The organism is Paraclostridium bifermentans (assembly GCF_964259345.1).
Classification (GTDB): Bacteria; Bacillota; Clostridia; order Peptostreptococcales; family Peptostreptococcaceae; genus Paraclostridium; species Paraclostridium bifermentans_B.
Genome location: NZ_CAXVJR010000007.1, coordinates 120,610 through 147,468, shown reverse-complemented (window position 1 = coordinate 147,468; position 26,859 = coordinate 120,610). Strand labels below are relative to the sequence as shown.

The following is a 26,859-nucleotide window of genomic DNA, read 5'->3' as shown; positions in this document are numbered from 1 at the left end:
TATAATGTCTTAACTGTATAATATAGAGGCAACATTTGGAGGTAGAGATGATTAAATTAAATATATGTATAGATATAGATGGAACAATAACTAACCCATATCATTTTATTCCGTATTTGAATGATATGTATAATAAACAAGTAAAAGAGGATGAATGTATAACACATAAGTTAGAAGAATTATATGAAGTAGAGCTAGATGATTTATTAAAGTCATTTCACTCAGATTTCATACATGCATATAGTGAAGCTGTAGTAGTGGAAGGTGCAAAAGAAATTATAAAAGAACTTTATGAAAATCATAATCTATATTTTGTAACAGCTAGAAGTGAGATACTTGAAAGTATTACTAAAACTTGGTTAAAAGATAATGAATTAGGTGATATAGATGTACACCTATTAGGTAGTGATTACAAAGTTAAAAAAGCTAGGGAATTAGAATGTAATATATTTATAGAAGATAATCCTACAAATGCAATCCAATTAGCTGAGGAAGGATTAACTGTACTATTAATAGAAAATAACTATAATAAAGATGTTATAAATGATAATATAATAAGAGTTAAAAATTGGAATGATATAAAAGAATTCATAATTAATATGAAATAAATATTAAAAATAGGGGGAGGTAAGTAATTGTTAGAAGTGAAACTAAAACAAAAAGAAGAAACCCTAAATATAAAAAGTAAAGATATAAGAGACATATTAGGTAAACGTGAAGATTTTACTAGCGTTCAAGATATATCTAATAATATAAAAGAAGATAAAGTTATGGCTTTTGATTGTCAATTAGATGATGGTATATTTTCAATAGATGAAATAAATGAATTGTTAGAAGAATTAGGTGAAGAGGCTAAGCTTGATGATATTCAAATTTTATTTGACGATGTAAGAGCGGTTGTAAAAGATATTACAGATGAGATAGAGTCAGATTTGAGAGAAATCTATAAAGATGATAGTATAAGATGTTTTTTTAACGTTTATAGTATAGATGATACATTTACTGATTTTAAATTAGTATTTGTAATAAGTTTTAAAGCGATAGGTATAGCATCATTAACTAGTTTAGCTGATATATTAGCTAAAAAACAATTAAATGGAGCATCTAAGTTTTATAGTTAAAAGTACTTAGTAGGGATGTCTTAAAAGTATATTTAAGATAGCCCTATTTTTACGATTAAGAAATTTATGATTAATAAATATGTGTAGATAACTTATGGAGTATAGGTATACCCATATATTGGAGAAAGTAAAAAATGACATTTTGAGCAACGGACGAAGTCGTTGGCGACAGGAGCGAAGCGACTTTTTTATGATGTAAAAAAGCATAAATTGTAATAAGGAAAAATTAAAAGTATAATAATACTTATATAAAGTATAAAAATAATTAAAAGAAAGGATGACAAATATGCCACAAATAAAAATAAGAGGAATAAATGAAAATGATATATGTAAGATAAGTGAAAACATGGTTGATAGATTAGTTGATGCAGTAAAATGCCCAAGAGATTATTTTGAAATTGAATGTATAAAATCAGTAGCTATAAGAGAAGGTAAAATAGCAGATGTATATCCTTTTGTAGAAGTTGCATGGTTTGATAGAGGACAAGAAGTACAAGACACTGTAGCAAAAATAATAACAGATAGTATAAGAGAAAACTTAAATGTGGAAAGCATGGACTTGGCATTTACAGTATTTGAAAAAGAAAAATACTATGAAAATGGAGAACACTTCTAAAAGGTAGGGATAATCTATGGCTAAAAAGCAACGTTTAGATAAAGTACTTTCAAACTTAGGTTATGGAAGTAGAGCAGAGATTAAGAGAGATTGCAAAAAAGGATTAGTTAGAGTTAACGGAAAAATTGAAAATAATCCAGGACTTCAAGTTGATACAGATAAAGATATTATTGTATTTGATGGAGAAACTATTGATTACAAAGAGTACGTATATATTATGTTAAACAAGCCAGATGGATATATATCTGCGACTTTTGATAAATATGATCCTATAGTACTTGATTTAATAGACTCAAAGTTTTTAGTATTTGAACCTTTTCCAGTTGGAAGATTAGATAAGGATACAGAAGGATTATTAGTATTAACAAATGATGGACAATTAGCACATAGGGTACTAGCTCCAAAGAGTCATGTGCCTAAAACTTATTATGCTAAGATAGATGGAGTTGTAACAGAAAAAGATATAGAAGCTTTTAAAGGTGGAGTAGTACTAGATGATGGATATGAAACTATGCCAGCAGAGCTTGTAATACTTGAAAGTGGAGAAATTTCAGAAATAGAACTTACAATACATGAAGGAAAATTCCATCAGGTTAAGAGAATGTTTGAAAGTGTAGATAAAAAAGTAACTTATTTAAAAAGAATATCTATGGGAGGATTAAAGTTAGATAATAATTTAGCTTTAGGTGAATATAGAGAACTAACAGAAGAAGAAATAAAGCTTATAGAACAAAGATAGTCTTAAATACGGAGGATAAAAGCGTGAAGAGAAGAGATATCATAGAATTTGAAATAGATAAAATGGAATTTGGAGGAAACTCTATAAGTCGTTTAGGAAAAAGAGATATACATATGAAAGGTGGAATAACAGGTCAAAAGGTAAGAGCATCAGTAAAGAAAGCTAGAAGTGCTAAGGCTGAAGTTAAGATGCTTGAACTATTAGAAAATTCACCTTTAGAAACAGAAACACCATGTAAACATTTTAACGTATGTGGTGGATGTAGTATGTTATCAGTTCCTTATGATAAGCAGGTTGAAATAAAAGAAAGACAAGTTATGGATTTATTTTTAGAACAAGATATATTTGGATTTAATTTTCAAGGTATAGAAAGAAGTCCTAAGCAAAAAGAATATAGAAACAAGATGGAGTATACATTTGGAGATGAAATGAAGGATGGTCCTTTAACATTAGGTCTTCATAAAAAAGGAAAACATATAGATATATTAACAGTAGATGGATGCTACTTAGTTGATAATGACTTTATAAAAGTGTTAACTTCTACAGTAGAATATTTTAATGATAAAAAAGTTCCTTACTATAGAAATATGAACCATAAGGGATATTTAAGAAACCTTGTAGTTAGAAAAGGTATAAATACAAATGAAATGATGGTAAACATTGTAACTTCGTCTCAAGAAGATTTTGATATGACAGAGTATAAAGAAATGTTATTATCATTAGGGTTAGAAGCAGAATTAGTAAGTATATTACACACTATAAATGATGGATTAGCAGACGCAGTTAACTGCGATGAGTTAATGGTTTTACATGGAAGAGATTATATACAAGAAGAGTTATTAGGTCTTAAGTTTAAAATATCTCCATTCTCATTCTTCCAAACAAACACTAAAGGAGCTGAAGAATTATATAAAATAGCTAGAGAGTTTGTTGGAGAGCACAATGATAAGGTTGTATTTGACTTATATAGTGGAACAGGTACAATAGGACAAGTTATGGCAGGTAAAGCTAAAAAGGTTTATGGAATAGAATTAATAGAAGAAGCTGTAGATGCAGCTAATAAAAATGCTAAGTTAAATGGACTAACTAACTGTGAATTTATAGCAGGAGATGTTGCTAAAACTGTAAATAAGTTAAAAGCTAAACCAGATATAATAATAGTTGACCCTCCAAGACCAGGAGTTCATAAAGATGCTATAAGAGATATTGCTAATTTTGATTCAAAAGAAATAGTTTATATATCTTGCAATCCTAAGACATTAGTTTTAGATTTAGTTGAGTTTAAGAAATATGGATATGAGGTAGAAAAAGTTAAGCTAATGGACATGTTCCCTAACACTCCTCATGTTGAAACAGTAGTTAAGATACAAAAGAAAAATTAATAATAAATTGAATTTATACAAAAAAGCTATCTCAATTAAGAGATAGCTTTTTATATATTAATTAAGCTTTGTTTATAGAACCGAATAATTCCATTTTTTCTTTAACTGTAGCTTTTATAGCTTCAAATCCTGGAGCTAAAACTTTACGAGGGTCGAAACCTTTACCTTGTAAGTCTTTTCCATCTTCTATATATTTACGAGTAGCAGCAGCGAAAGCTAATTGACACTCAGTATTAACATTTATTTTAGATACCCCTAAAGATATAGCCTTTTGTATCATTTCAGCAGGTATACCAGTTCCACCATGTAAAACTAATGGCATATCCCCTGTAGCGTTATTTATAGCTTCTAGAGCATCAAAGTTTAATCCTGCCCAATTTTCTGGATATTGACCATGTATATTACCTATACCAGCAGCTAACATATCAACACCTAAATCAGCTATTAATTTACACTCATTAGGGTCAGCAACTTCACCAGCACCAACAACACCATCTTCTTCTCCACCTATAGAACCTACTTCAGCTTCTACAGATATTCCTTTAGCATGAGCTATTTCTAAAACTTCTTTTGTCTTAGCTATATTTTCTTCTATAGAATAGTGAGAACCATCAAACATAACAGAAGAGAATCCTGCTTCTATTACTTTTAAAGCTCCTTCATAACTACCGTGGTCTAAGTGTAGAGCAACTGGAACAGTTATGTTTAATTCTTCTAACATACCATTAACCATACCAACTATAGTTTTATATCCTCCCATATACTTACCAGCACCTTCAGATACCCCTAATATAACTGGAGAATTGTTTTCCTGAGCTGTAAGTAATATCGCTTTAGTCCATTCTAAGTTATTTATGTTGAATTGACCAACAGCATACTTACCTTCTCTAGCTTTGTTTAACATTTCTTTAGCTGAAACTAACATATTAAAAACCTCCATAAGAAAATTAACTTTTAACAACATTGTTAAAAAGTTATGTATATATCTAATGCCTATTATACCCTAAAAAATGAAAAATGAAAATAAAATATTAAATTAGATTTAAAGTTAAACTAATTTTATAAAAAAATTTAAATATTCTTTAAAGTTTATAGTTAATACAAATAAACAGGTATACTAAAAGAAGGAAATATTGTATATTATATAAGGGAAAACAGTATTTAAGCAAACTCTCATACAATTTATAGCTAAGGAGGGAATATATGTACAGAATTATAAAAAGCTTTAATAATAATGTTATTTTATGTATTGAAGAAAGCAATAATAAAGAGTACATTTTGGTAGGAAGTGGAATTGGATTTAAAGCAACTGTTGATTCTATTTTTACAAAAGTAGATAAAATAGAAAAGATATTTGTTATAAATGAAGATAGATATAAAAATTTAGAGGAATTATATAATAACATTAATCCAAGTTTCATAGGTGTAGCTACGGAAAGTTTATCAGCATTAGATAGTAGCATACAATTAGATATAAACAATAAGTCACATATGGCATTACTAGATCACTTAGTATTTGCTATAGAAAGATATTATGATGATATATATTTAGAGAATCAATTTAAATCAGAATTAAAAGCTTTGTATGAATATGAATGGAACTTAGCTAAAAAAATAGTTGATTTTATAAACAATTCATTAGATATAAAACTTACGGAAGATGAAGTAGCTTTTGTTACTATGCATATAAATGGAATACTAAATAAAACTAAGGTTGTAGATAGTGCAAAGCAAGCCGTGATAATAAAAGAAGCAATAGATTTTTTAGAAAATGAACTAGATATAAACATAAGTAAAGATTCTATTTATTATAACAGACTTATAATACATTTAAGACTAGCTATAAATAGATCAATTAAAGGTATTTCAGAAGAAAATATGTTACTAGATCATATAAAAGAAAAATTACAAAAATCATATAATATATCAAAAATGTTATGTGATTATTTATATGATAATCATTCGATAGCTTTAAATGATAGTGAAATAGGATTTATAGCATTACACATAGATAGACTAATGTCTAAGACTAAAAAAATGTAGAAAAAAGTCGGGAAACTGTTTACAAGGAATAATTTACATGGTATACTAAAATCATAATTTAAACAAATGAGCGTGTTACTGGTAAAGCAGGCAAGAGCTAAGATATTTTATTTATAGGACTATTTTTATAGTACCTAAAAATATGAATATTTTAGCTCTTTTTTATTTATCATAGTAATAACGCACGTAATATTAACTAAATTTAATTTAATTACACATAATAAGTTAAATAAGGAGGAATTATAAGATGCTTCAATTTTTACAAAGAATCGGTAAAGCGATAATGCTTCCAATTGCTGCATTACCTGTTGCTGGTATATTACTAGGAGTAGGTGGGGCTTTACTTAATATAGCGGCATTAGATAATGCACCAGCTATATATCAACCACTTATAGGTTTTGTATCTATTCCAGCAGTTACTGTAATATTAAAAATAATGCAAGGAGTAGGAGATATAGTATTTGGAAATTTACCTCTACTATTTGCAGTAGGTACAGCAGTAGGACTTGCTAAAGAAGACAAAGGTACTTCTGCATTAGCTTCAGTATTTGGTTTCTTAATAATGAATAAAGTTATAAGTGTATTATTAGGATTAGGAGTTACTCAACTAGGTGTTATAACACCAGATAGCACTCCTGCTCAATATGCAACATATGTAACTACAACATTAGGAATATACACACTTAATATGTCTGTGTTTGGTGGTATTATAACAGGTATAGTTACAGCTACTTTACACAACAAATATTACAATATACAGTTACCACAAGTTATAGGATTCTTCTCAGGATCAAGATTTGTTCCTATAGTAGTATCTTTAGCAATGGCAGTTGTAGGTGGAATACTTGCATATGTATGGCCTTTTGTTCAAGATGGAATAGCATATATAGCACTAGGTGTTAATAATGCAGGAATAATAGGAACATTCTTCTTTGGATTAATAGAAAGAGCATTAATACCATTTGGATTACACCATGTATTCTATACACCATTCTGGTTCGGTTCTTTCGTAGATGGGCATGTTTTAATAGATGGAACTTGGCAAACTGTTCAAGGTGCAAACTATGCATACTTTGCACAATTAGGAAGTATGCAAGATATAGTTGGAGCTTCACCACAAACTATGTCAGAGATAGTTTCAGGAACTACAAGATTTATGGCTGGTAAATTCCCATTCATGATGTTTGGATTACCTGCAGCAGCATTAGCTATGTATCATACAGCTGCTCCAAGTAAGAAAAAGGTTGTAGGAAGTTTATTACTATCAGCAGCAGTTACATCTTTCTTAACTGGTATAACTGAGCCGTTAGAATTTACATTCTTATTCGTAGCACCAGTATTATATGCAGTACACTGTGTACTTGCAGGTTTATCATTCTTATTAATGGATTTACTAAATGTATTCATAGGAATGACATTCTCAGGAGGATTTATAGACTTCTCATTATTTGGTATACTTCCAGCAGGAGCAGGAGTACCAACTAACTGGTTAAAAGCTGTAATGGTTGGACTTGTATATGCAGTAGTTTACTACTTCTTATTTAAGTTCTTAATACTTAAGTTTAACTTAAAAACTCCAGGTAGAGATGAAAATGAAGAAGAAACTAAATTATATACAAAAGCTGACTACCAAGCAGGTAAAGGTAAATCAGCAAATAGTGAAATAGAAGAAAATGCACCATATGTATTAGCTGCATTAGGTGGAGAAGAAAATATAGTTTCAGTAGATGCATGTATAACTAGATTAAGAGTAGAAGTTAAAGACACATCTAAAGTGGATAAAGATAAATTCAAAGCTTTAGGTGCAGTTGGAGTAATGGAAGTTGGAAAAGGAATACAAGTTATATATGGAGCAAAAGCTGATGCATATAAACAACAAATAAATAAAATCTTAGGAAGATAGATTTAAAAAGCCTTAAAGTAATATTACTTTAAGGCTTTTTTTCATATAATGAATCAAATAAAGTTAAATTTTCTTTTTATGGATTAATATGAATATATTTCTATTAAATATATATAATAATTTCTTAATTATAGTAAGAAAATATTATATATATGATGTTAGGAGGAATATGTGATATGATTCGTAAAAAAAGAAATATATATACGTTATATATTGCATGTGTACTGATTGGTATAACTTATATAAATTATATATACAATGATGATATTTTTATAGATAATATAAAAACGCATATAATTAATGGTTTTAAAAATATAAAAATAAATAATGAAAAGAGTGATATAGATTATAAAGGAATTAAATTTTCTATAAATATGCCTGTAATAAATTATGAAGATACTAGTGTAGAACGATATATAAATACATATATAAGAAGAAATATAAATCAATTTGTAAATTTGAAGAAACAAGAAAAAGATATATCTAAAAATAATTACTCAGATATATCTATAAACTATCATATGGTATTTGAAGATAAAAATATTTTAAATATTATAATATACAAGGATATGTATATAAATGATAAAAAGTATGAAAGAATTAAGGATAGTTATATATTTGATTTGAAAACTGGACAAAGAATATATTTAGATAATTTTTTGAAAAATAATGAGGATTATAAATATATATTAGAAAATTATATTTTGAATAAGATAGATAGAGATGGTTTGGATATAGAAAAAGAAAAAATAAATATAAATAAATATACTAATTACTATATAACTGATGAAGGCATAGGAGTTTATTTCAATCCATATCAAATTAGTGATAGAAAAGAGATATATGAATTTAAAATACCAGTGACTGCATTTAAGAAAAAAATTAAAGAAGTAGATACTACTCCTATAGTAGCGCATATAGATTTACAAACTATAACGAATGATACAAAATATATAAATAGTATAGTTAACATACCTATAATTATAACTGAAAATAAAGATATAGAAAAATCCATAAATAATATGATAAAAAATGATATAATGAGCGCTTATAATAAAGTTGAACAAGATGCAAAAGCATATTTGAAAAATACTCCTGAAGGATATGAGAATCCATATATATATAATGTAGATTTCAAAGTTAAAAAAAATAGTGATAATATGTTAAGTATTTTAGTTAGTTATTATCAATATAGTGGTGGAGCTCATGGGTTTTATGAAAATGAATCATATAATATATTTATGGAAAATGGAAAAAATTTAAAACTAAAAGATTTATTTAAAGAAAATATAGATTACAAAAAAGTTATAAACGACATAATACTAAAGCAAATAAAAGAAAATAAAGAAGATATGTATAGTTTTAAAGAAATATCTGATAATCAAAAATTTTTTATAGAAGATAATAAGTTGGTTATATATTATGATTTGTATGAAATAGCACCTTTTGTAGCTGGTATTCCGGAATTTAAAATAGATATAAATGAAATTAGCCATATAGTAAATTCAAAGTATATAGACATATTTAAATAGTGTAGTAAATCTTACTACACTATTTAAATATTTATTAAATTGTAGGATTTAAAGAAGCTATTTTAGTAACTGCTACATAAACTCTAGATATTTCATACCAAGTTTTAAAATCCACTATGCCAGACTCAGGAAGACCAAATATTTTTTGAAATTCCTTTACAGAGTTAGCGGTAGCTTCATTATATATACCATCTTCTTTAACTTTAGGAATCGCAGGATAAGCTTTTGATATAGCGTTTAATTGGTTCTGAATAGTTCTAACATCTTTTCCTTTTGAGCCAGTTTGAAGAATTTCACCAGGAAAAGAAACAGGTACACCGCTCACAATAGGTGCTTTTTCAAAAACCACATTTTCTCCATAGAAAGATCGAATTATTTCTTCATAACTAAGGCCTTGATCACCTAAATTCTTACTTCCCCATTGAGTCATTTGTCCAGGGCATTGAGTTTTTACACCATCACAGTATTGAGCTAAAAGTGGTTGCCTAGCAGTAGGGGGTCTTTTTATAAAAGTATTAAATACTTCATCTACAGATATACTTATAGTATCGAATATATTTCTTTCATGTATATATTTATGATCAAATACAGTAGTTGAGGTTATTGTAAAACTATAACCTTTACTTCTATACCACTCAGTAAATACTCTATTTAAAGTGAATGATATTATAGCTATAACATTTGCTAATATAGTTTCTTTAGGCCATGTTGAGTAAATTTCAGAGGAAGCAACATTTTTTATATAGTCCTTAAAATACACCCAATAATCTTTTGCGCCTTTATTTTCAGGGAGTCCATCATGAACAACCACAAACTCTGGAACTACAGGATTATCTAAAACAACAAATCCAGTTGGAGGAGGTATAGGTTTTAAGTCACTTTCTGGAATTTTGGGAGGATATGTTCCCCATAAAGTATGTTCTCCTATATCTATTACAACTTCATTTTGTCTAGAATAAGAACGTCTGCCTCTTTTCTTAGGAAACATCAAAATGTTCTGCTGAGCTAGAACTGTTGCTAAAATTTGAGTTCCATTTATTAAAATTGTCTCGTATCCATCTTTTATAACTTCAACAACATACTGGCTGTAAGGTCGTACATCGCTAGGTTGTTGAGAATAAATTAAATCTGGAGCTTCTAAATTTAAACCTACCACTTGACCAGAGATATTAGTTTTTAAATTTTGATAAATAGTTTTAGAAACTTTGTTATCAGATCCAACTGAATAGATATTAACGGTAGCATCTACAATTGGATAATTATTTGTTGAATCTACTACGCTAACAGTTAGAAACCCATCTTGCATAAAAAAACTCCTTTCTTATAAAAATGGTGCTATCAATACATAGTATGAAGAATAAGATTATTTTGTTAAGATATTTGGAAATAATATAATAAAGAAAATAATTAAACAGAAAGGTAATGGATAAATGAGATTAGATTTATTAATTATATCTATATCGCCAAGTATAGCTTTTTTAATATGGATATATCTTAAAGATAAATATGAAAAGGAACCTATAAGATATTTAATAAATTTATTTATTTTAGGAACATTAGTAAGTATACCGGCTATAGCGATAGAAGATATATTAATGAAAGTAGATATTTCTAATAAGTATTTAAATATAGCTTATATTGCATTTATAGTTGCAGCATTTACAGAAGAAATATTAAAAGCTAGTATTTTAATAGCCTACTGTCTGAAAAGTAAATATTATACAGAAAAGCTAGATGGAATTGTATATAGCATATTTATAACATTGGGATTTGCTACAATTGAAAATATTATATATATTTTTTATGAAGTATATTTAAACATATTTGAAATTGGATTAACTAGAGCTATAATCTCTATACCTGCTCATATTATGTTTGCAATAACTATGGGATATTATTTATCTATGTATAAGTTCAATCAAGAAGAGAATAGATATAAATATATATTAAAAATGATATTGATTCCTATATTTTTACATGGAGTTTTTGATTTTATATTAATGATTAAAACTAGAGGGGCTACTGTAGTATTTATTATTTACTTAGTATATTTATGGAAAATAAGTTTAGATAAATTAGACCAATATACTGATTACGCTAGAAAAAGATTTATTAGATTAAGAAAAAGGAAAAAATAAATTGGCAGGAGTGATTATATGAGTTATATAAATAAAAGTCAGGAATTAGTTATATGTAAATTTTTACAACGTTACGATTATGACGGAGTTTTAGATATATTAATAGAGGCAGGAATAGAAAGTGGAGATTTATATAAGTTATTAAAATCGTGTAAGTATGCTACTAATTTTGATTTTAAAACTTCATTAAAGATTATCAAAGAATTAAGCGAATCTATGTTAGAAAGAAAAGAAATAAAAAACCTCATAACAAATTTAGAAAACCTAAATAATGGAGATCCAGAAGATATACTGTCTGAGCTAATTGAAAATATAAAAATTCAAATAGTTAATGAAGAATATATAGATTTTTTAGGAAGATTATATAGATTAAAAGAAGCTTTATTTAAATATATATTTGTAAATAGCAAAGAAGATAAAAAATATAAAGTATCAATGCATGGGCATATGGTATCTAAGAAAAATATACTATATACACTTAAAAAGAAGTATAATATATATAATGGTAATTTAATACATGGTGTAACTCAATATATAAAGAGATATTTAAAGAAAACTAAAAGAATGGACAAGGTTTTAGAAATACTAAATGGAGAAAGACTTGAAAATTTAATAAAATTAAGAAATGAAAGCCCGGTAGGACATGGGTTTAGAGGTGTAAGTAAAGAAGATATAGAAGATATTTACGGAAGCCCAATGGAAGTTGTTCATGATTTAATAAAAGCTTGTGAGCTTCTAGACTTAGGAGTTAATACTAAGAAGTATGAACATATAAATGATATAATCATAGAGCTTTTATCTAGATATGTAGAATATGGAGGAGATGATGAATTTGAGCAAAAACATTAAAAAGGAAATGATAGAGTGGGCTAAGATAATAGTTACATCACTAGTTATAGCACTTGTTATAACTCACTTTGTGAGACCAACATTAGTACAAGGGTCATCTATGTATCCTACTTTAGAAGAAAAAGATTATTTAATAATAAATAGAGTTGCATACAATCATAAAGAACCTAAAAGAGGAGATATAATAGTTTTTAAGACTGATTTACTACAACCTAATGGAAAAGAAAAAGATTTGGTAAAGAGAGTTATAGCGCTTCCTGGAGATCATATAAAGATAACTGATGATAAAGTATATTTAAATGGAAAGCTTCAAGATGAGAAATACGTACATGGTGAAAAAACAGAAGGTGATATAGATATGGTTATTCCTGAGGGTTATGTATTTGCCATGGGAGATAACAGAGAAAATAGTATGGATAGTAGGGATTCAGAGGTAGGAATAGTAAATGAAAATGATATAATGGGAAAAGTTATGGTTAGATTATATCCATTTAATAAGATAGGAAAAGTTTCGTAGAGGTATAAATATGAAAATTGGAATATCTGCATTAACCCATGAATTGGAAGAAGCTATTTTAATCTGTAAAAACAATGACTTAATAAAACATATAGAAATTGGTATTGATAATTTATATGAATGTAATAAAATAATGAAATTTTCTAATGAATTTTTAAAATATGATATAAGTATAGGTATTCACTTACCTATGGAACTTAACACATGTGAAAATATAGAATACATAAGAAAATCATGGGCTTCATTCATAGAAAATATGGATCAAAGCCTGACTTGCATTGATATAAAGTATTTTAATATGCATGTAGGATATGTAATGAAAAATAGATTTGAAAATAACAAAAAAAAGTATTTGGATAATACTATAAATTTCATACAAACACTAGAATGTAGTAAGGCTATATTTATAGAGAATACGTATACAAAAGGTGGAGATCTATGTAATATAGGAACAATGCCAGATGAGTTTGAATATATATTTAGTAATACAAATAAAGTGAAATTTTGTTATGACACAGGACATGAGTTAATAAGTAAAGGTGATTTTGTTTCAAAATTAAGAAATAATATTGGTATAGTGCATCTAAGTGATAATGATGGGAAAGAAGATTCTCACATAGGAATAGGTAATGGAAAAATAGAATTAAATAAGATAGAAGAAATATTAAATTTAAATCCTAATTTTATAATATTAGAAGTGGGGTATAAATATATAAATGAATCTATCGAAATATTAGAACGATTTATGTAAAATAAATCGTTCTAAATTTATAAACATAAAAGTTATAATGCAGGAGGATGCTTGATGTATAATGTAAAAGTTAAAAACAGGTCATATGAATATAAAAAAGAAGTTACTTTAGAGAATATAGCTAAAGATTTAAATGAAAATTATAAAGGAATAATAACTTTAGGAAAAATAAATAATAAATTAAAAGATTTAAGTACAAAAATAGACAAAGATTGTGAGATTGAATTTATAGATACTACAAATGCTGATGGAATGAGAGTTTATACTCGAACACTAGCTTTAATTTTTATAAAAGCATGTGAAGAAATATATCCTCAGTATGATGTAACGATAGAACACTCGTTATCTAATGGACTGTACTGTGAATTTGCTGGGCGAAAAAAAGAATTCACTGATACTGAAGTTGATGAAATAAAATCTAAGATTAAGGATATTATAGATAAAAACTTAGAAATAGAAAAGATAGTTACAAACAAAGAAAATGGAATAAGAATTTTTAATGAAAATAATAGGACTATAAAAGCTGAATTATTAAAGTATAAAGAATATGATGATGTAAAGATATATAAATGTGAAAATCATATAAATCACTTTTATGGATATATGTTGCCATCTACAGGATGTGTAACTGTTTTTGATATTAAGAAATGGCAATCAGGAGTAGTTATATTAGGACCTAGTAAGTTTGATAAAAATACAGTACAAGAATTTATACCGCAACCAAAACTATCTAATATATATAAAGAGTCGGAAACTTGGTCAGAACTTATAGGAGTAGATAAAGTTATAAGTCTTAATAAAGCTATAACAGATGGAAAATATGGTGAAATAATTAGTATAGTAGAAGCATTACATGAAAAAAAAATATCTCAAATAGCAGATATGATAAAGGATAATAATAAGAGAGTAATATTAATAGCCGCACCATCTTCATCTGGAAAAACTAGTTTTGCACATAGACTATCTATACAACTTAAAGTTGATAATCTAAACCCAGTGCCAATATCTTTAGATGATTATTTTGTTGATAGAGAAGATACTCCTTTAGATGAGTTTGGAAATTATGACTTTGAATCTATATATGCTATAGATTTAGAACTATTTAATAGTGATTTAGAAAAATTACTTAATGGAGAAGAAATAAAACTTCCTAAGTTTAACTTTAAAACAGGAAAAAGAGAGTTTAGTGGAAAGACTTTAAAGATAGATAAAGATCAACCTATTATACTAGAAGGTATACATGCTTTAAATCCAATGTTAACTAAAAGTATCGATGATAAAGATAAATTTAAGATATATATAAGTGTTCTTACTCAAATAAACTTAGATAATCATAATAGAATACCTACTACTGATTTAAGATTAATTAGAAGGATGGTAAGAGATTATAATTTTAGAGGGTATAGTGCTGAAAAGACTATATTAAACTGGGGGTCTGTGAGAAGAGGAGAAGAAAAAAATATATTCCCTTATCAAGAAGAAGCAGATATAATGTTTAACTCAGCGTGTTTATATGAATTAGCGGTGCTTAAAAAATATGCAAAGCCTTTATTAGAAGAAATAAAAGAAGATAACGAGGCGTTTATAGAAGCTAATAGAATTCTTAAATTTTTACAATATTTTGTGGCATTAGATGATGAGTTAGATATACCACCAACATCTATAATTAGAGAGTTTATAGGTGGAAGTAGAATTGTAGATTAAGGTTGAAATCCTGGGAAGTTGACATACCCCCAGGATTTTTTGTATTATATTTATTACAGCAATATATCGTATAACATAAATAAGGAGGAATGCGTATGGAAAACGTATTAGAACAAATACTTGAAGACAATAGAAAATATACTAACTATGGACATGTGGCAAGTTACATACCAGAATTAAAGAAAGCTAGACAGGATGACTTAGGAATATGTATGATAGATATGAATAATGTTGTTCATAAAGCTGGGAATTATGATAAAAAATTCACTATACAAAGTATATCAAAGCCCATAGTGCTAGCTTTAGTTCTTAGTGAAAATGATTGGGAATATGTATTCTCTAAGGTGGGAATGGAGCCTAGTGGAGATCCGTTTAACTCGATAATGAAATTAGAAACTAATAATACAAAAAAACCGTGCAATCCAATGATAAATGCAGGAGCAATAGTTACAACTTCTATGATAAAGGGTAAAGACCTTAAAGAAAAAGAAGAAAAAATGTTGAATTTCTTTAGGAAGTTAGCTAAAAATGATAATTTACAAATAAATTATGATGTATATGAATCGGAAAAAGCTACAGGCGATAGAAATAGAGCAATGGCATATTTATTAAAGAATGATGGATTTATAGAAGGTGATGTAGAGGAAGTATTAGACTTGTACTTTAAACAATGTTCTATAGAAATAGATTGTATAGACTTAGCTAGAATGGGTGTTAATTTAGCATCATATGGATTAGATATAGAAACGGGAGAAAGACTTATAGATGAAAGAATATCTAGAATAGTTAAAACATTTATGGTAACTTGTGGAATGTATGATGCATCAGGTGAATTTGCAATAAAAGTAGGTATTCCTGCAAAATCAGGAGTTGGTGGAGGTATAATGGCATCTGTACCTAAAAAGATGGGAATAGGTATATATGGACCTGCGCTTGATAAAAAAGGCAATAGTATAGCTGGTATAAAAATATTACAAAACTTGAGTGAAAAATATAAAATAAATATATTCTAAAATAGAGAATTTTTTGACAATTACCACCTAATAATATATAATTATTTATATAATTAAATATTTTTATGGGTGGTGGGGGAATGAAAGAAGTATTAGTACTAAGAGATTTAGAGTGTATAAAAGCTATAGCACATCCAAGGAGAATAGATATATTAAATGCATTCAAGGCAACTCCATTATCAGCAAAGCAATTGTCCCAATTATTAGATGAACCTCATGCAAAAATAAACTATCATATAAAAACTTTATATAAAGTAGGAGTTTTAGACTTAGTAGAAGAAAAAGTAAAGTCTGGAATAGTGGAGAAATATTATTACCCTAGAGCAAAACATATTGTAATAGGTAAAAAAGCTTTGAATTTTAATAATGACTTAGAAAGTACAGATATTGGGGATATATGTATATCAAAGTTTGAAAATATGAGTGATTCTTTTTATGATGCTATTGAAAGAAATACACTAGATGATGAAAATATAACTAATTATAATCAAATAACTTTAAGTAAAGATGAAATTAAAGAATTATTGGAGACGGTAGATTCGAAGATAAATGATATTATTTTAAATAGAAAAAATGACGAATCGGACACGAAATATGATTTATCTTTAATAACAATACCATCAGAAGTAAAATGTAGAGCATAAAGTATCAACAAAATTGTTGATACTTATTTTTTTGGGTATATTAAAATAATAGACAAAACGAATTTAGGAGGAAATTTAGTGATAGTAATAGGACCGCATATATCGATATCAAAAGGATTTGCAAAAGCTGCACAAACAGCTGTAGATATAGGTGCAAATACATTTCAATTTTTTAGCAGGAATCCTAGAGGAGGGAATGCTAAAGCATTTGATGAAAAAGATATAATGAAATTTCAAAAAATAAGAACAGAAAATAATTTTGGACCAATTTTAGCACATGCTCCATATACTATGAATTTAGCAGGTGCTAAAGAAGAAGTATATGAATTTGGAAGAATGGTTATAAAGGAAGACATTAAAAGAATGGATTCTATAGGAATTGAATATATGTGTTTTCACCCCGGTAGCCACGTTGGTTCTGGTGTGGAAACAGGGATAGAAAAAATCGCAGCTGCATTAAATGAAGCAATAACAGGAAATGAAAATATAACTGTGTTATTAGAGACTATGTCAGGGAAAGGAACTGAAATAGGAATTAATTTTGAACAAATAAAAGAAATAATGGATAAAGTAGATCATAATGAAAAATTAGGAGTATGTTTAGATACATGTCATATATTTTCAGCAGGATATGACATTGTAAACGATTTAGATAATGTAATAGATGAATTTGATAGAATTATAGGGTTAGATAAATTAAAGGCTGTTCACCTTAATGATAGTATGATGCCTTTTGGAGCTAAAAAAGATAGACATGCATGTATAGGTGAAGGTGAAATAGGAATGGATGCAATTATAAGGTTTATGACTCATCCTAAGTTAAAACACTTACCATTTTTCTTAGAAACACCACTAGAAGATGAAGGTCATAAGAGAGAAATAAAAATGATAAAAGATATTGTAAAACAAATACAATAAGTTAATATATAATATAATAAAAATAAAGACGATATATTTATATCGTCTTTATTTTTAAGTAATATATAATTTTAGAAAGGGGATAGAGTTATATGAGAAATTTAGGTAAAACAAATATGGAGATTAGTAGAGTTGGATTTGGGGGAATACCAATACAAAGAATTAGTCAGGAAGAAACTAATATAGTTATAGATGAACTAGTAAAACAAGGTATAAATTTTATTGATTCAGCAAGGGGATATACTATAAGTGAGGAGTATATAGGAAATGCTATCTATGGAAAGCGAGATAAATTTATTTTAGCTACAAAAAGTATGTCTAGAAAATATGAGGATATGATAAATGATGTAGAAATAAGTCTTAAAAATTTAAAAACTGAATATATAGACTTATATCAATTACATAATGTAAAAATAAATGAATATGATAATATATTTAATGATAATATGGCATATAATGCTCTTTTAGATTGTAAGAAACAAGGGAAAATAAAGCATATAGGGATAACAAGCCATAATGTAGATGTTATAAAAAAAGCTGTTCATAGTGGTAAATTTGACACAATACAATTTCCATACAATATAGTTGAAGATCAAGCTGATGAAATATTTAAAGAGGCAAATAAAAAGAATATAGGAGTAATAGTTATGAAGCCATTAGCTGGTGGAGCTATAGACAATGCAAAATTAGCTATAAAATATATATTATCTAAAGAATATGTAGATGTTGTTATACCTGGTATGGATAGTGCAGAACAAGTAATAGAAAATGTATCAGCATTAAATGATATAAATCTTAGCCAAGAAGATATAAAAGATATAGAAGAAATAAGAAAAAGATTAGGGAATAGATTTTGTAGAAGATGCGAATATTGTATGCCATGTCCTATAGGAATAAATATACCTATGAACTTTTTAATGGAAGGGTATTATACTAGATATAATTTAAAAGAGTGGGCAATAGATAGATACAAGACTTTTGATAAAAAAGCATCAGATTGCATAGGATGTGGAAAGTGTGAAGAAAAATGTCCATATGATTTACCTATTAGAGATATGTTAAAAGAGGTGGCTTGCAGACTAAAATAGACATTTAAAGAGGCTGTCTATCATTAAGGCAGCCTCTTATCTATAATTTTGAAATATGATAATCAACTTTATACTCGGATAAAGGATAGAGTTCGATTTCAACTCTAGGATTTTCTTTATCTATAAAGTCAAATAAAAGTACAGGTTTTAACTGTTTATCATTTTTTATAATACCGCTTTTTTCTATACCATCACAAATACTTTTAGGATAGTTGTGTAAATCTCCCATTTTTTTATTAGGAAAATATAGTTTCATAACAGTAATTAGGTCTTCCTCGATGCAGGGTCCTTCGTATTGAGTATTTATATATCCAGCAATCATATTTTCATATGCTAAGTACTTAGAGTGTTTACCTTTAGAAGGCATCCATGATTGACCATGAACATTGTGTAATTTAAAATTAGATTTACTGATGGGTCTTCCTGGAATTACTAATTTTATCAAATATATCACCATCCTTTATACTTTAGTTATTATAAAGGGAAAATTAAATTAATGAAAGGGAAAAATATGAACACAAATAGTTTAAAAGAATTTTGTAAAAGTATAGGCGTTGATACTGTAGGAGTTGCAGGAATAGGTCCTTACTATGATTTAGAAAAAATTATAAAAAAAAGAATAGATAAAGATTATATTACTGGGATGGAAGAAACTGTTATAGAAAAACGTATAAATCCAAAAGTTACTATGGAAAATGTAGAATCTATCATAGTGTGTGCATTTCCGTATTACACTGAAGATAATAATAAATCTAATATATCAAAGTATTGTTATGGTAAAGATTACCATATAGTAGTAAAAGAAAAATTAGAAGAGATAGCTAAATATATAAGTGATAAAACTGAAGGATTTGAATATATGGTTTTTGTGGATAATGGACCTTTAGTAGATAGATATTTAGCAAGTATATCAGGTATTGGGTATTATGGCATAAATAATAATATAATAACTGATAAATATGGGTCATATGTGTTTATAGGTTATATATTGAATAATTATAAATTTGAAGTAGATGATAAAAATGAAAAAAAATGTATTAACTGTGGAAAGTGCATAGATAGTTGCCCTGGAGGAGCTATACTTGGGAGTTTTGAATTTAATCCTAAGAAGTGTTTATCTTATATAACACAGAAGAAAGAAGAGTTAGATGAAGAAGAAATAAACATATTAAACAAGAGTAATAAAGTATTTGGTTGTGATATATGTCAAGATATATGTCCTCACAATAAAAATATATCTAAAACTAATATAAAAGAATTTTATGAAAATCTTATGTATAGTTTAGATGAAGATGAAATATTAAATATATCTAACAAGGAGTTTAAAAGAAGATATAAGGAAAAAGCTTTTAGTTGGAGAGGGAAAAAAATAATACAAAGAAATATGGAGATTTTAAAAAAATAAAACTTTTAACTAATTATAGTTAGAAGTTTTTTATTTTTTACTTAACATTTAATATTCAAGAAACATATTATATAAAAAGGGAATGAAAGGGGGATGGATATGAGTAGATATTCTAACACTTCTGAATTAAAGGGCTTAAATGGGATCATAGGCCAAGAAAATGCAATAAAGGCTATGGAACTTGGATTAAGGATAAACAACCCTGCTTATAACATATTTGTAGCTGGAGACAGCGGAACTGGAAAATCAACTTATGTACTTAATGCTTTAAAAGATTATGCGAAAGAAAAGAATGATCATAAAGATTGGTGTTATGTATATAATTTTGAAAATAGTAGAGAGCCAATTGCTATAGCATTAGATAGAGGAATGGGCAAACTATTCAAAAAAGATATGGAAAAATTAATTGAAAATTTACTAGATGAATTAAGAGATGCATTTGAAAGTGAAGACTTTGAACTTAATAAAAATGAACTATTAGATGATTATGAGATAGAAAAAGACGCATTGCTTCAAAAGATTAAAAAATATGGGGAAGAAAAAGGGTTCAAATTAAAAAGTAGCAAAGTTGGAATGATATTTATGCCTGAAGATGAAGATGTAGATACATCTTCAGAAGAATTTTACAAAGTAAAAAAAGAATTAGAAAATATGGCTATACAAGTAGCTTATAAAATAAAAGATATAGAAGATGAAGCAAAAGATGCACTTTTAGATTTGGAGTATGAAGTTGGAAAATATGTAGTGGATCCTCATATAGATAATCTTTTAGAGAAGTATGGTGAATTTGAGAAAGTAAAAACATATTTAGAAAATGTAAAAAATGACATATTAGAGTATGTATATTTGTTTTATATGGATGAAGAAGATTTAAAAGAAAAGTATGACAAAGATCATTTCTCTAGATATAAAGTTAATTTATTAGTTGATAATGGAGCTGATAAGTCTACTGCTCCTGTAATTATAGAAATAAATCCTAGTCCAGGAAATTTATTTGGTAAAGCAGAATACGAATATTATAATGGAACTATAAAAACTGATTTTACAAAATTACTACCTGGAGCTGTTCATAAAGCTAATGGCGGTTATTTAATTTTATACGTAGATCAATTATTACGATATAATTTATCCTGGGATATATTAAAAAAGACAATACAACAAGGAGAAATAACATTAGATACACAAACGGCTATAAAACCAGAAAAAATACCTGTTAATATTAAAGTGATTTTAATAGGAAGTAACTATATGTATAATTTGATGTACCATTATGATGCTGAGTTTAATAAATACTTTAAGATATTTGTAGACTTTGATAATGAAATGAAAAAGGATAGTTCTAATGAAGATAGAGTAGCCGAGTTTATATCATCTTATTGCAATAAGAATAAATTAAAGCATTTTACTTATGAAGGAGTACAAGAAATCATAAGGTATAGTACTAGAATAACTGGAGATAGAGATAAATTATCTACTAAATTTAATAAAATAGTAGAGATTTTAGTAGAAGGAGATGCGTACGCAGATATAAGGGGTTCTAATTTTGTTGATAAGGAAGATGTATTAAAGGCTATAAGAGAAAGAAGAGAAAGATTTAGTAAGATAGAAAAGAAAATGGATGAATCTTTAGAAAAAGGGTTTACATTAATATCAACTAGTGGATTTAAAGTTGGAGTAATAAATGGGTTATCTGTTCTTAATATGGGCGAATATTCATTTGGGAGACCATCTAGAATAACAGTTACTACTGGACCAGGTAGTAATGGAATTGTAAATATAGAAAGAGAAGTTGAAATGAGTGGTCCTATTCATAGTAAGGGCGTTTTGATTTTAAGTGGATTTTTACTAGAAAATTTAGCTCAAGAATTTCCATTGTCACTTAATGCTAATATTTGTTTTGAACAAAATTATGGAGGTGTAGATGGAGATAGTGCATCGGGAGCTGAACTATACGCATTATTATCATCTTTAAGTGATATACCTATAAAACAAAATATTGGAGTTACAGGGTCTATAAATCAAAAAGGAGATATACAAGTAGTAGGCGGAGTAACGGAAAAAGTAGAAGGTTTTTACTTTGCCTGTAAAAAGAAAGGTTTAGATGGAACTCAGGGAGTTATACTACCTAAAAATAATTTGAGAAATTTAGTTTTAATTGAAGAAGTAAATGAAGCAATAAAAAATGGAAAGTTTCATATATATCCGGTAAATAGAATAGAAGAAGCTGTAGAAATATTAACTGAAAAAACTTTTGATGAAGTTAAGGAATTAGCTATGAAAAAATTAAAAAAATTCAATGATATAAATAATGATTAGTAAAAAAGATTGTATCTATTATAGATACAATCTTTTTCAATTAATAGAAAAAATTACATATATATAATTAAACTTATATATATATAAAGTTATATTTTGATAAATAATATAAATAAGTACAACCTTTTAAGATTTGCTTATATAAATGTTTAAAGTATACGTAAAATTGTTATATATTAGTATATGATGAATATGATAGGGGGAATAAAGATGGCTAAAGCCAAGAAAAAAAATCGACAAAATATAAAGGAAATATTAGATATACTAGAACAAACTTATCCAGATGCTAAATGTGAATTGAATCACACTACAGCGTTTGAGTTATTAATTGCAACTATATTATCAGCACAATGTACAGATGTTAGGGTAAATAAAGTTACTGAAGAATTGTTCAAGAAATACAATACAGCTGAAGCATTTGCAAAACTAAGTACAGATGAAATAGGAGAAGAAATAAAGAGTTGTGGGCTTTATAAAAGTAAAGCTCAAAAAATAAAAGAAACATCTGTTATATTATGTTCTGAATATGGAGGAGAAGTACCTAGTACGATGGAGGAATTAACAAAATTACCAGGAGTGGGTAGAAAAACTGCTAATGTAGTTTTAAGTAATGCTTTTGGAGTTGACGCAATAGCAGTTGATACTCATGTTTTTAGAGTATCTAATAGAATTGGATTTGTAAAAACTGACACTCCTGAAAAAACAGAATTTGAACTTATGAAAGTTTTGCCTAAAAAAAGATGGTCTCAAGCTCATCATTTAATAATATTTCATGGTAGAAGAATGTGTAAAGCGAGAAAACCAGACTGTGCAATATGTCCACTGATTAAGTATTGTGATTACTATCAAGAAGGGAATGACTAACTTTGAAAAGACACGGATTATATTTTCTAATAATAGTTATATTAATTTGTTTTGGATTAATTGGTAAATCTTATGCGCTAGGCAAAGATGATCGAATATACAAAAATATATATATTGAAAATATTGATGTGTCGGGATTAACTAAAGAAGAAGCTATAAATAAAATAGAAAAACATATTTATGGAGAAGGTAAAATTACATTAAAGTATAAAGATAAAACTTATAACTTAAACTTAAGAAATATAAACCTTAACTATAATATAAATAGTATTGTAGGTGAAGCGCTAAAATTAGATAAAAACTCAAATTTAATTGATAATATTAAAAGTAAATTAAAGTTAAGTTTTGGTGAGAAATTTAATTTTATATTAAAGGTTAGTTATGATAAAGAAAAACTAAATTCATATATAGATGATATATCTAAAAATATAAATACAAATCCAATCAACGCATCCATTAGTGTTAATAAAGATACAAATGAATTTAGTGTAAGTAAAGAAAAAATAGGAATTTATGTAGATAAAGATAAATTGATTCGTATTATTGATAATAAAATAAATATAAGAGATTATTCTGATGAAAATATACCTATTTATAATATAGAACCTAAATACACTTTTAAAAAACTTAGTAAGATTAATTCTGTACTAGGTATTTATGAAACTAAGTTTAATCCTAAAAATTATAATCGAGTGGATAATATTAGATTAGCAGCAGATAAAATTAACAATACAATTATAGACTCAAAAGAAAAATTTTCGTTTAACAAAATTATAGGCGATAGAAGTTTGAAACAAGGATTTAAAGAAGCTCCAGTTATAATAAATGGAGAAATGAAAGAAGGTTTAGGTGGAGGGGTTTGTCAAGTTTCTAGTACTGTATATAACGCTGCATTATATTCTGGTTTAGAAATTGTACAAGTTAAAAATCATAGCATTCCAAGTGGATATATAGATAAGGGAAGAGATGCAACTGTATCTTATGGGAGTATAGATTTGGTTTTTAGAAATAATTATAATCATCCTATATTAATAAAACATTTTATAGAAGAAAATAAATTAATTTCTATTATATATGGAAATGATAAAGATAAAAGAAATATAGGTATAGAAACAGAACTAGTAGAAGTTATACCTAAGCGTATTATTATAAAAAATAGTGAAGATTTAATGTTAGGGAAAAGAAAGATAGAAGATAAAGGTAGAGATGGATATAAGGTAAATACTTATAGGGTATATAAAAATAATGAAATTGTAGAAAGAAAAGAACTTATAAATGAAAGCTATTATCCACCTAAAGAAAAGATACTTTTAATAGGCATTGATAAGAAAGAAATTAAATAAAGTTTAAATTAAAATAGTATAAATTTCTTAAAATACTTTAAGAGATTTATATTATTTTTATTTAAACAAGTTTTTAGAAATATAAACTTTTGATATAATTATCTTTATAAAATATTAAGGAGGAATTTTTATGTCTTTAAATATAGTTTTAGTAGAACCTGAAATACCACAAAATACAGGGAATATAATAAGAAGTTGCGCAGCAACAGGAACAAAATTGCACTTAGTTAGACCTTTAGGGTTTTGCATGGATGACAAGCATTTAAAAAGAGCTGGATTAGATTATTGGGATTTAGTTGATATAAAATACTATGATAGTTTTGATGAAGTTAGAGAACAAAATCCAGATGCAAAGTTCTTTTATTCAACAACAAAAGCTAAAAAAACACATTCAGATGTAGAATATGAAGAGAATTCATTTATAGTTTTTGGAAAGGAAACTAAAGGGTTGCCAGAAAGTTTAATAATGGAAAATTTAGATACAGCAATAAGAATACCTATGGTTGATATAGAAAAAGCTAGATCTCTTAATTTATCAAACTGTGTAGCTGTAGTTTTATTTGAAGCTTTACGCCAAATAGGATATCCAGATTTAAGATAAAGTGTATAACAAATAAAATATTGTATACAATAAAGAAGGTAAGAAATCTAATTATGATTATGATAAAGATTTCCTATCTTCTTATTTTTTTATATTGTATACACTAAATATTAAAAAAAGTGAACAAATTTACAAAATTATATGGAAAAAAATTTCTATATAGTGTAAAATCAACTTAAAGAAATTATAATCGGTATACATGGGAGGTAATTATGAAGTTTAAAAAGTTATTATCTTTAGGTCTTGTGACTATATTAGCAGGATCGATGTTAGTTGGATGTAGTTCTTCTGATGAAAAAGAAGGAGCAGCAGGTGGGGATGACAAGTTAAAAGTAACTATGATAACTGACGTTGGTGGAGTTAATGATCAATCATTCAACCAAAGTGCATGGGAAGGGCTAGAAAAAGCTGAAAAAGATTTAGGAGTAGAGGCTAACTATATAGAATCTAAACAAGAATCAGATTATGCTACTAACGTTGAAACAGCAGTAGATAATGGAGCTGATTTAGTAATAGGGGTTGGATTTAAATTAGAAAAGGCTATAGGTGATGCTGCTAAAGCTTATCCAGAACAAAAATTTGCATTAGTTGATGCTAACTTCGGTGGAAATCCTCCTAAAAATGTAGAGAGTATAATGTTTAATGCTCAAGAAGCTTCATACTTAGTTGGATTAGTTGCAGGTAAAATGACAGAAACTGGAAAAGTAGGATTTGTTGGTGGTATGGAAGGTCCATTAATAGAGACTTTCGAGGTTGGATACACTGCTGGTGTTAAGGCTGCTAGACCAGATGCAGAAGTAGTTGTTCAATATGCTAATAACTTCGCAGATCCAGCTAAAGGAAAATCTATAACTCAACAAATGATATCTAATGGAGTTGATATAGTATTCCATGCTGCAGGAGATACAGGTAATGGTGTTATAGAGGCTGCTAAAGAAGCAGGAAAGAAAGCTATAGGTGTTGATAGAGATCAAAATGATGTTGCTCCAGAAACTGTAATAACTTCAGCTATGAAGAGAGTTGATGTTGGAGTTTACAATACAGTTAAAGGTTTAGTTGATGGAGATTTTGAAGGTGGAACAGTAATAACTTACGGATTAAATGAAGACGGTGTTGGAATAGCTCCTACTACAAAAGAAGATGTTCAACCAGATGTATTAGAGTTTGTTAATCAACAAGGTGAAAAGATAAAGAGTGGGGAAATAAAAGTACCAGCTACAAAAGCTGAATTAGAAGAATCACAAAAATAGATTAAAAAAGACTAGCTTGGCTAGTCTTTTTTTTATTCTTAGAAAAACATACTTATTAAAAAAGATAACTAAAAATAAAATATAATTTGAATAGCATTAAAATTAAAAATGTTAGTGTTTTT

The 26,859-nt window shown here is 27.3% G+C and carries 26 protein-coding genes; 23 read left to right on the top strand and 3 right to left on the bottom strand.

The features are described from left to right. Positions 1–47: 47 nt before the first annotated feature. From ACEXNK_RS14230 to rlmD, 5 genes are all read left to right on the top strand, one after another. On the top strand, positions 48–608 hold the full coding sequence (locus ACEXNK_RS14230) for a 5' nucleotidase, NT5C type (RefSeq protein WP_373599544.1): 561 nt from the start codon (positions 48–50) through the stop codon (positions 606–608). A 36-nt stretch (positions 609–644) separates the two neighbouring features. Next, complete coding sequence (locus tag ACEXNK_RS14225) at positions 645–1,121, top strand: hypothetical protein (RefSeq protein ID WP_373599674.1); 477 nt, start codon at positions 645–647, stop codon at positions 1,119–1,121. A gap of 286 nt (positions 1,122–1,407) precedes the next feature. Then, on the top strand, positions 1,408–1,737 hold the full coding sequence (locus ACEXNK_RS14220; protein ID WP_373599545.1) for a DUF1904 domain-containing protein: 330 nt from the start codon (positions 1,408–1,410) through the stop codon (positions 1,735–1,737). A gap of 16 nt (positions 1,738–1,753) precedes the next feature. Beyond that, entirely contained in the window at positions 1,754–2,476 is a 723-nt protein-coding gene (locus ACEXNK_RS14215; RefSeq protein ID WP_373599546.1) for a pseudouridine synthase, read from the top strand. A 23-nt stretch (positions 2,477–2,499) separates the two neighbouring features. After that, a complete protein-coding gene (gene rlmD / locus ACEXNK_RS14210; RefSeq protein ID WP_373599547.1) occupies positions 2,500–3,858 on the top strand; it encodes a 23S rRNA (uracil(1939)-C(5))-methyltransferase RlmD in 1,359 nt (452 codons plus the stop codon). Between the two features lie 61 nt (positions 3,859–3,919). Here rlmD and fba read toward each other — a convergent pair whose 3' ends face one another. Next, entirely contained in the window at positions 3,920–4,783 is an 864-nt protein-coding gene (gene fba, locus ACEXNK_RS14205) for a class II fructose-1,6-bisphosphate aldolase (RefSeq protein ID WP_373599548.1), read from the bottom strand. A 278-nt stretch (positions 4,784–5,061) separates the two neighbouring features. Here fba and ACEXNK_RS14200 point away from each other — a divergent pair, with 278 nt between their 5' ends. From ACEXNK_RS14200 to ACEXNK_RS14190, 3 genes are all read left to right on the top strand, one after another. Further along, the gene (locus tag ACEXNK_RS14200) at positions 5,062–5,901 is read left to right on the top strand and encodes a PRD domain-containing protein (RefSeq protein ID WP_373599549.1); all 840 of its coding nucleotides are present in this window, start codon (positions 5,062–5,064) and stop codon (positions 5,899–5,901) included. 247 nt (positions 5,902–6,148) lie between these two features. Beyond that, positions 6,149–7,804: a PTS transporter subunit EIIC gene (locus ACEXNK_RS14195; protein ID WP_373599550.1), complete on the top strand. Its 1,656-nt coding sequence runs from the start codon at positions 6,149–6,151 to the stop codon at positions 7,802–7,804. Positions 7,805–7,980: 176 nt separating this feature from the next. Further along, positions 7,981–9,336: a DUF3298 domain-containing protein gene (locus ACEXNK_RS14190; protein ID WP_373599551.1), complete on the top strand. Its 1,356-nt coding sequence runs from the start codon at positions 7,981–7,983 to the stop codon at positions 9,334–9,336. Positions 9,337–9,370: 34 nt separating this feature from the next. On the opposite strand, the gene sleC is transcribed toward ACEXNK_RS14190, so the two are convergent. Further along, a complete protein-coding gene (gene sleC, locus ACEXNK_RS14185) occupies positions 9,371–10,642 on the bottom strand; it encodes a spore cortex-lytic germination protein SleC (RefSeq protein ID WP_373599552.1) in 1,272 nt (423 codons plus the stop codon). Between the two features lie 124 nt (positions 10,643–10,766). On the opposite strand from sleC, the gene ACEXNK_RS14180 reads away from it, so the two are divergent. From ACEXNK_RS14180 to ACEXNK_RS14140, 9 genes are all read left to right on the top strand, one after another. Then, the gene (locus tag ACEXNK_RS14180) at positions 10,767–11,474 is read left to right on the top strand and encodes a PrsW family intramembrane metalloprotease (protein WP_373599553.1); all 708 of its coding nucleotides are present in this window, start codon (positions 10,767–10,769) and stop codon (positions 11,472–11,474) included. 18 nt (positions 11,475–11,492) lie between these two features. After that, positions 11,493–12,323, top strand: coding sequence for a hypothetical protein (locus ACEXNK_RS14175; protein WP_373599554.1), 831 nt, complete (start codon positions 11,493–11,495; stop codon positions 12,321–12,323). Beyond that, positions 12,307–12,840, top strand: coding sequence for a signal peptidase I (gene lepB, locus ACEXNK_RS14170; RefSeq protein ID WP_373599555.1), 534 nt, complete (start codon positions 12,307–12,309; stop codon positions 12,838–12,840). The genes ACEXNK_RS14175 and lepB overlap by 17 nt, the downstream gene beginning before the upstream one ends. Before the next feature lie 10 nt (positions 12,841–12,850). Further along, the gene (locus ACEXNK_RS14165) at positions 12,851–13,591 is read left to right on the top strand and encodes a sugar phosphate isomerase/epimerase family protein (protein ID WP_373599556.1); all 741 of its coding nucleotides are present in this window, start codon (positions 12,851–12,853) and stop codon (positions 13,589–13,591) included. Between the two features lie 54 nt (positions 13,592–13,645). Further along, positions 13,646–15,295, top strand: coding sequence for a nucleoside kinase (locus tag ACEXNK_RS14160; RefSeq protein ID WP_373599557.1), 1,650 nt, complete (start codon positions 13,646–13,648; stop codon positions 15,293–15,295). Positions 15,296–15,390: 95 nt separating this feature from the next. Then, a complete protein-coding gene (gene glsA, locus ACEXNK_RS14155) occupies positions 15,391–16,308 on the top strand; it encodes a glutaminase A (protein WP_373599558.1) in 918 nt (305 codons plus the stop codon). Between the two features lie 80 nt (positions 16,309–16,388). Further along, the gene (locus ACEXNK_RS14150; RefSeq protein ID WP_373599559.1) at positions 16,389–16,952 is read left to right on the top strand and encodes an ArsR/SmtB family transcription factor; all 564 of its coding nucleotides are present in this window, start codon (positions 16,389–16,391) and stop codon (positions 16,950–16,952) included. A 78-nt stretch (positions 16,953–17,030) separates the two neighbouring features. Further along, positions 17,031–17,870 carry a deoxyribonuclease IV gene (locus tag ACEXNK_RS14145; RefSeq protein WP_373599560.1) on the top strand — a complete coding sequence of 280 codons (840 nt, stop codon included), beginning with the start codon at positions 17,031–17,033 and terminating at the stop codon, positions 17,868–17,870. Positions 17,871–17,962: 92 nt separating this feature from the next. Then, the gene (locus ACEXNK_RS14140; protein ID WP_373599561.1) at positions 17,963–18,958 is read left to right on the top strand and encodes an aldo/keto reductase; all 996 of its coding nucleotides are present in this window, start codon (positions 17,963–17,965) and stop codon (positions 18,956–18,958) included. 40 nt (positions 18,959–18,998) lie between these two features. Here ACEXNK_RS14140 and ACEXNK_RS14135 read toward each other — a convergent pair whose 3' ends face one another. Then, positions 18,999–19,403, bottom strand: a complete 405-nt coding sequence (locus tag ACEXNK_RS14135) for a RusA family crossover junction endodeoxyribonuclease (RefSeq protein ID WP_373599562.1) — start codon at positions 19,401–19,403, stop codon at positions 18,999–19,001. 66 nt (positions 19,404–19,469) lie between these two features. On the opposite strand from ACEXNK_RS14135, the gene queG reads away from it, so the two are divergent. The 6 genes from queG to ACEXNK_RS14105 all read left to right on the top strand — a co-directional run bounded on the left by queG (position 19,470) and on the right by ACEXNK_RS14105 (position 26,737). Next, positions 19,470–20,363 carry a tRNA epoxyqueuosine(34) reductase QueG gene (gene queG, locus ACEXNK_RS14130; protein WP_373599563.1) on the top strand — a complete coding sequence of 298 codons (894 nt, stop codon included), beginning with the start codon at positions 19,470–19,472 and terminating at the stop codon, positions 20,361–20,363. Positions 20,364–20,462: 99 nt separating this feature from the next. Beyond that, the gene (locus ACEXNK_RS14125; RefSeq protein WP_373599564.1) at positions 20,463–22,679 is read left to right on the top strand and encodes a Lon protease family protein; all 2,217 of its coding nucleotides are present in this window, start codon (positions 20,463–20,465) and stop codon (positions 22,677–22,679) included. A gap of 210 nt (positions 22,680–22,889) precedes the next feature. After that, a complete protein-coding gene (gene nth, locus ACEXNK_RS14120; protein WP_373599565.1) occupies positions 22,890–23,543 on the top strand; it encodes an endonuclease III in 654 nt (217 codons plus the stop codon). Between the two features lie 2 nt (positions 23,544–23,545). Then, positions 23,546–24,886 carry a VanW family protein gene (locus ACEXNK_RS14115; RefSeq protein WP_373599566.1) on the top strand — a complete coding sequence of 447 codons (1,341 nt, stop codon included), beginning with the start codon at positions 23,546–23,548 and terminating at the stop codon, positions 24,884–24,886. A 130-nt stretch (positions 24,887–25,016) separates the two neighbouring features. Next, entirely contained in the window at positions 25,017–25,487 is a 471-nt protein-coding gene (trmL, locus tag ACEXNK_RS14110; RefSeq protein ID WP_373599567.1) for a tRNA (uridine(34)/cytosine(34)/5-carboxymethylaminomethyluridine(34)-2'-O)-methyltransferase TrmL, read from the top strand. 212 nt (positions 25,488–25,699) lie between these two features. Beyond that, positions 25,700–26,737, top strand: coding sequence for a BMP family lipoprotein (locus ACEXNK_RS14105; protein ID WP_373599568.1), 1,038 nt, complete (start codon positions 25,700–25,702; stop codon positions 26,735–26,737). Positions 26,738–26,859 lie beyond the last annotated feature (122 nt).

Bases quoted from the DNA above. Each gene is read 5' to 3' on its own strand.
- ACEXNK_RS14105 (WP_373599568.1), top strand. From the start codon at position 25,700: ATGAAGTTTAAAAAGTTATTATCTTTAGGTCTTGTGACTATATTAGCA.
- ACEXNK_RS14150 (WP_373599559.1), top strand. From the start codon at position 16,389: ATGAAAGAAGTATTAGTACTAAGAGATTTAGAGTGTATAAAAGCTATA.
- trmL (WP_373599567.1), top strand. From the start codon at position 25,017: ATGTCTTTAAATATAGTTTTAGTAGAACCTGAAATACCACAAAATACA.
- glsA (WP_373599558.1), top strand. From the start codon at position 15,391: ATGGAAAACGTATTAGAACAAATACTTGAAGACAATAGAAAATATACT.
- fba (WP_373599548.1), bottom strand. From the start codon at position 4,783: ATGTTAGTTTCAGCTAAAGAAATGTTAAACAAAGCTAGAGAAGGTAAG.
- ACEXNK_RS14165 (WP_373599556.1), top strand. From the start codon at position 12,851: ATGAAAATTGGAATATCTGCATTAACCCATGAATTGGAAGAAGCTATT.
- ACEXNK_RS14200 (WP_373599549.1), top strand. From the start codon at position 5,062: ATGTACAGAATTATAAAAAGCTTTAATAATAATGTTATTTTATGTATT.
- ACEXNK_RS14160 (WP_373599557.1), top strand. From the start codon at position 13,646: ATGTATAATGTAAAAGTTAAAAACAGGTCATATGAATATAAAAAAGAA.
- ACEXNK_RS14175 (WP_373599554.1), top strand. From the start codon at position 11,493: ATGAGTTATATAAATAAAAGTCAGGAATTAGTTATATGTAAATTTTTA.
- sleC (WP_373599552.1), bottom strand. From the start codon at position 10,642: ATGCAAGATGGGTTTCTAACTGTTAGCGTAGTAGATTCAACAAATAAT.
- ACEXNK_RS14215 (WP_373599546.1), top strand. From the start codon at position 1,754: ATGGCTAAAAAGCAACGTTTAGATAAAGTACTTTCAAACTTAGGTTAT.
- ACEXNK_RS14195 (WP_373599550.1), top strand. From the start codon at position 6,149: ATGCTTCAATTTTTACAAAGAATCGGTAAAGCGATAATGCTTCCAATT.
- queG (WP_373599563.1), top strand. From the start codon at position 19,470: ATGAACACAAATAGTTTAAAAGAATTTTGTAAAAGTATAGGCGTTGAT.
- nth (WP_373599565.1), top strand. From the start codon at position 22,890: ATGGCTAAAGCCAAGAAAAAAAATCGACAAAATATAAAGGAAATATTA.
- ACEXNK_RS14125 (WP_373599564.1), top strand. From the start codon at position 20,463: ATGAGTAGATATTCTAACACTTCTGAATTAAAGGGCTTAAATGGGATC.
- ACEXNK_RS14140 (WP_373599561.1), top strand. From the start codon at position 17,963: ATGAGAAATTTAGGTAAAACAAATATGGAGATTAGTAGAGTTGGATTT.
- ACEXNK_RS14180 (WP_373599553.1), top strand. From the start codon at position 10,767: ATGAGATTAGATTTATTAATTATATCTATATCGCCAAGTATAGCTTTT.
- ACEXNK_RS14220 (WP_373599545.1), top strand. From the start codon at position 1,408: ATGCCACAAATAAAAATAAGAGGAATAAATGAAAATGATATATGTAAG.
- ACEXNK_RS14190 (WP_373599551.1), top strand. From the start codon at position 7,981: ATGATTCGTAAAAAAAGAAATATATATACGTTATATATTGCATGTGTA.
- ACEXNK_RS14230 (WP_373599544.1), top strand. From the start codon at position 48: ATGATTAAATTAAATATATGTATAGATATAGATGGAACAATAACTAAC.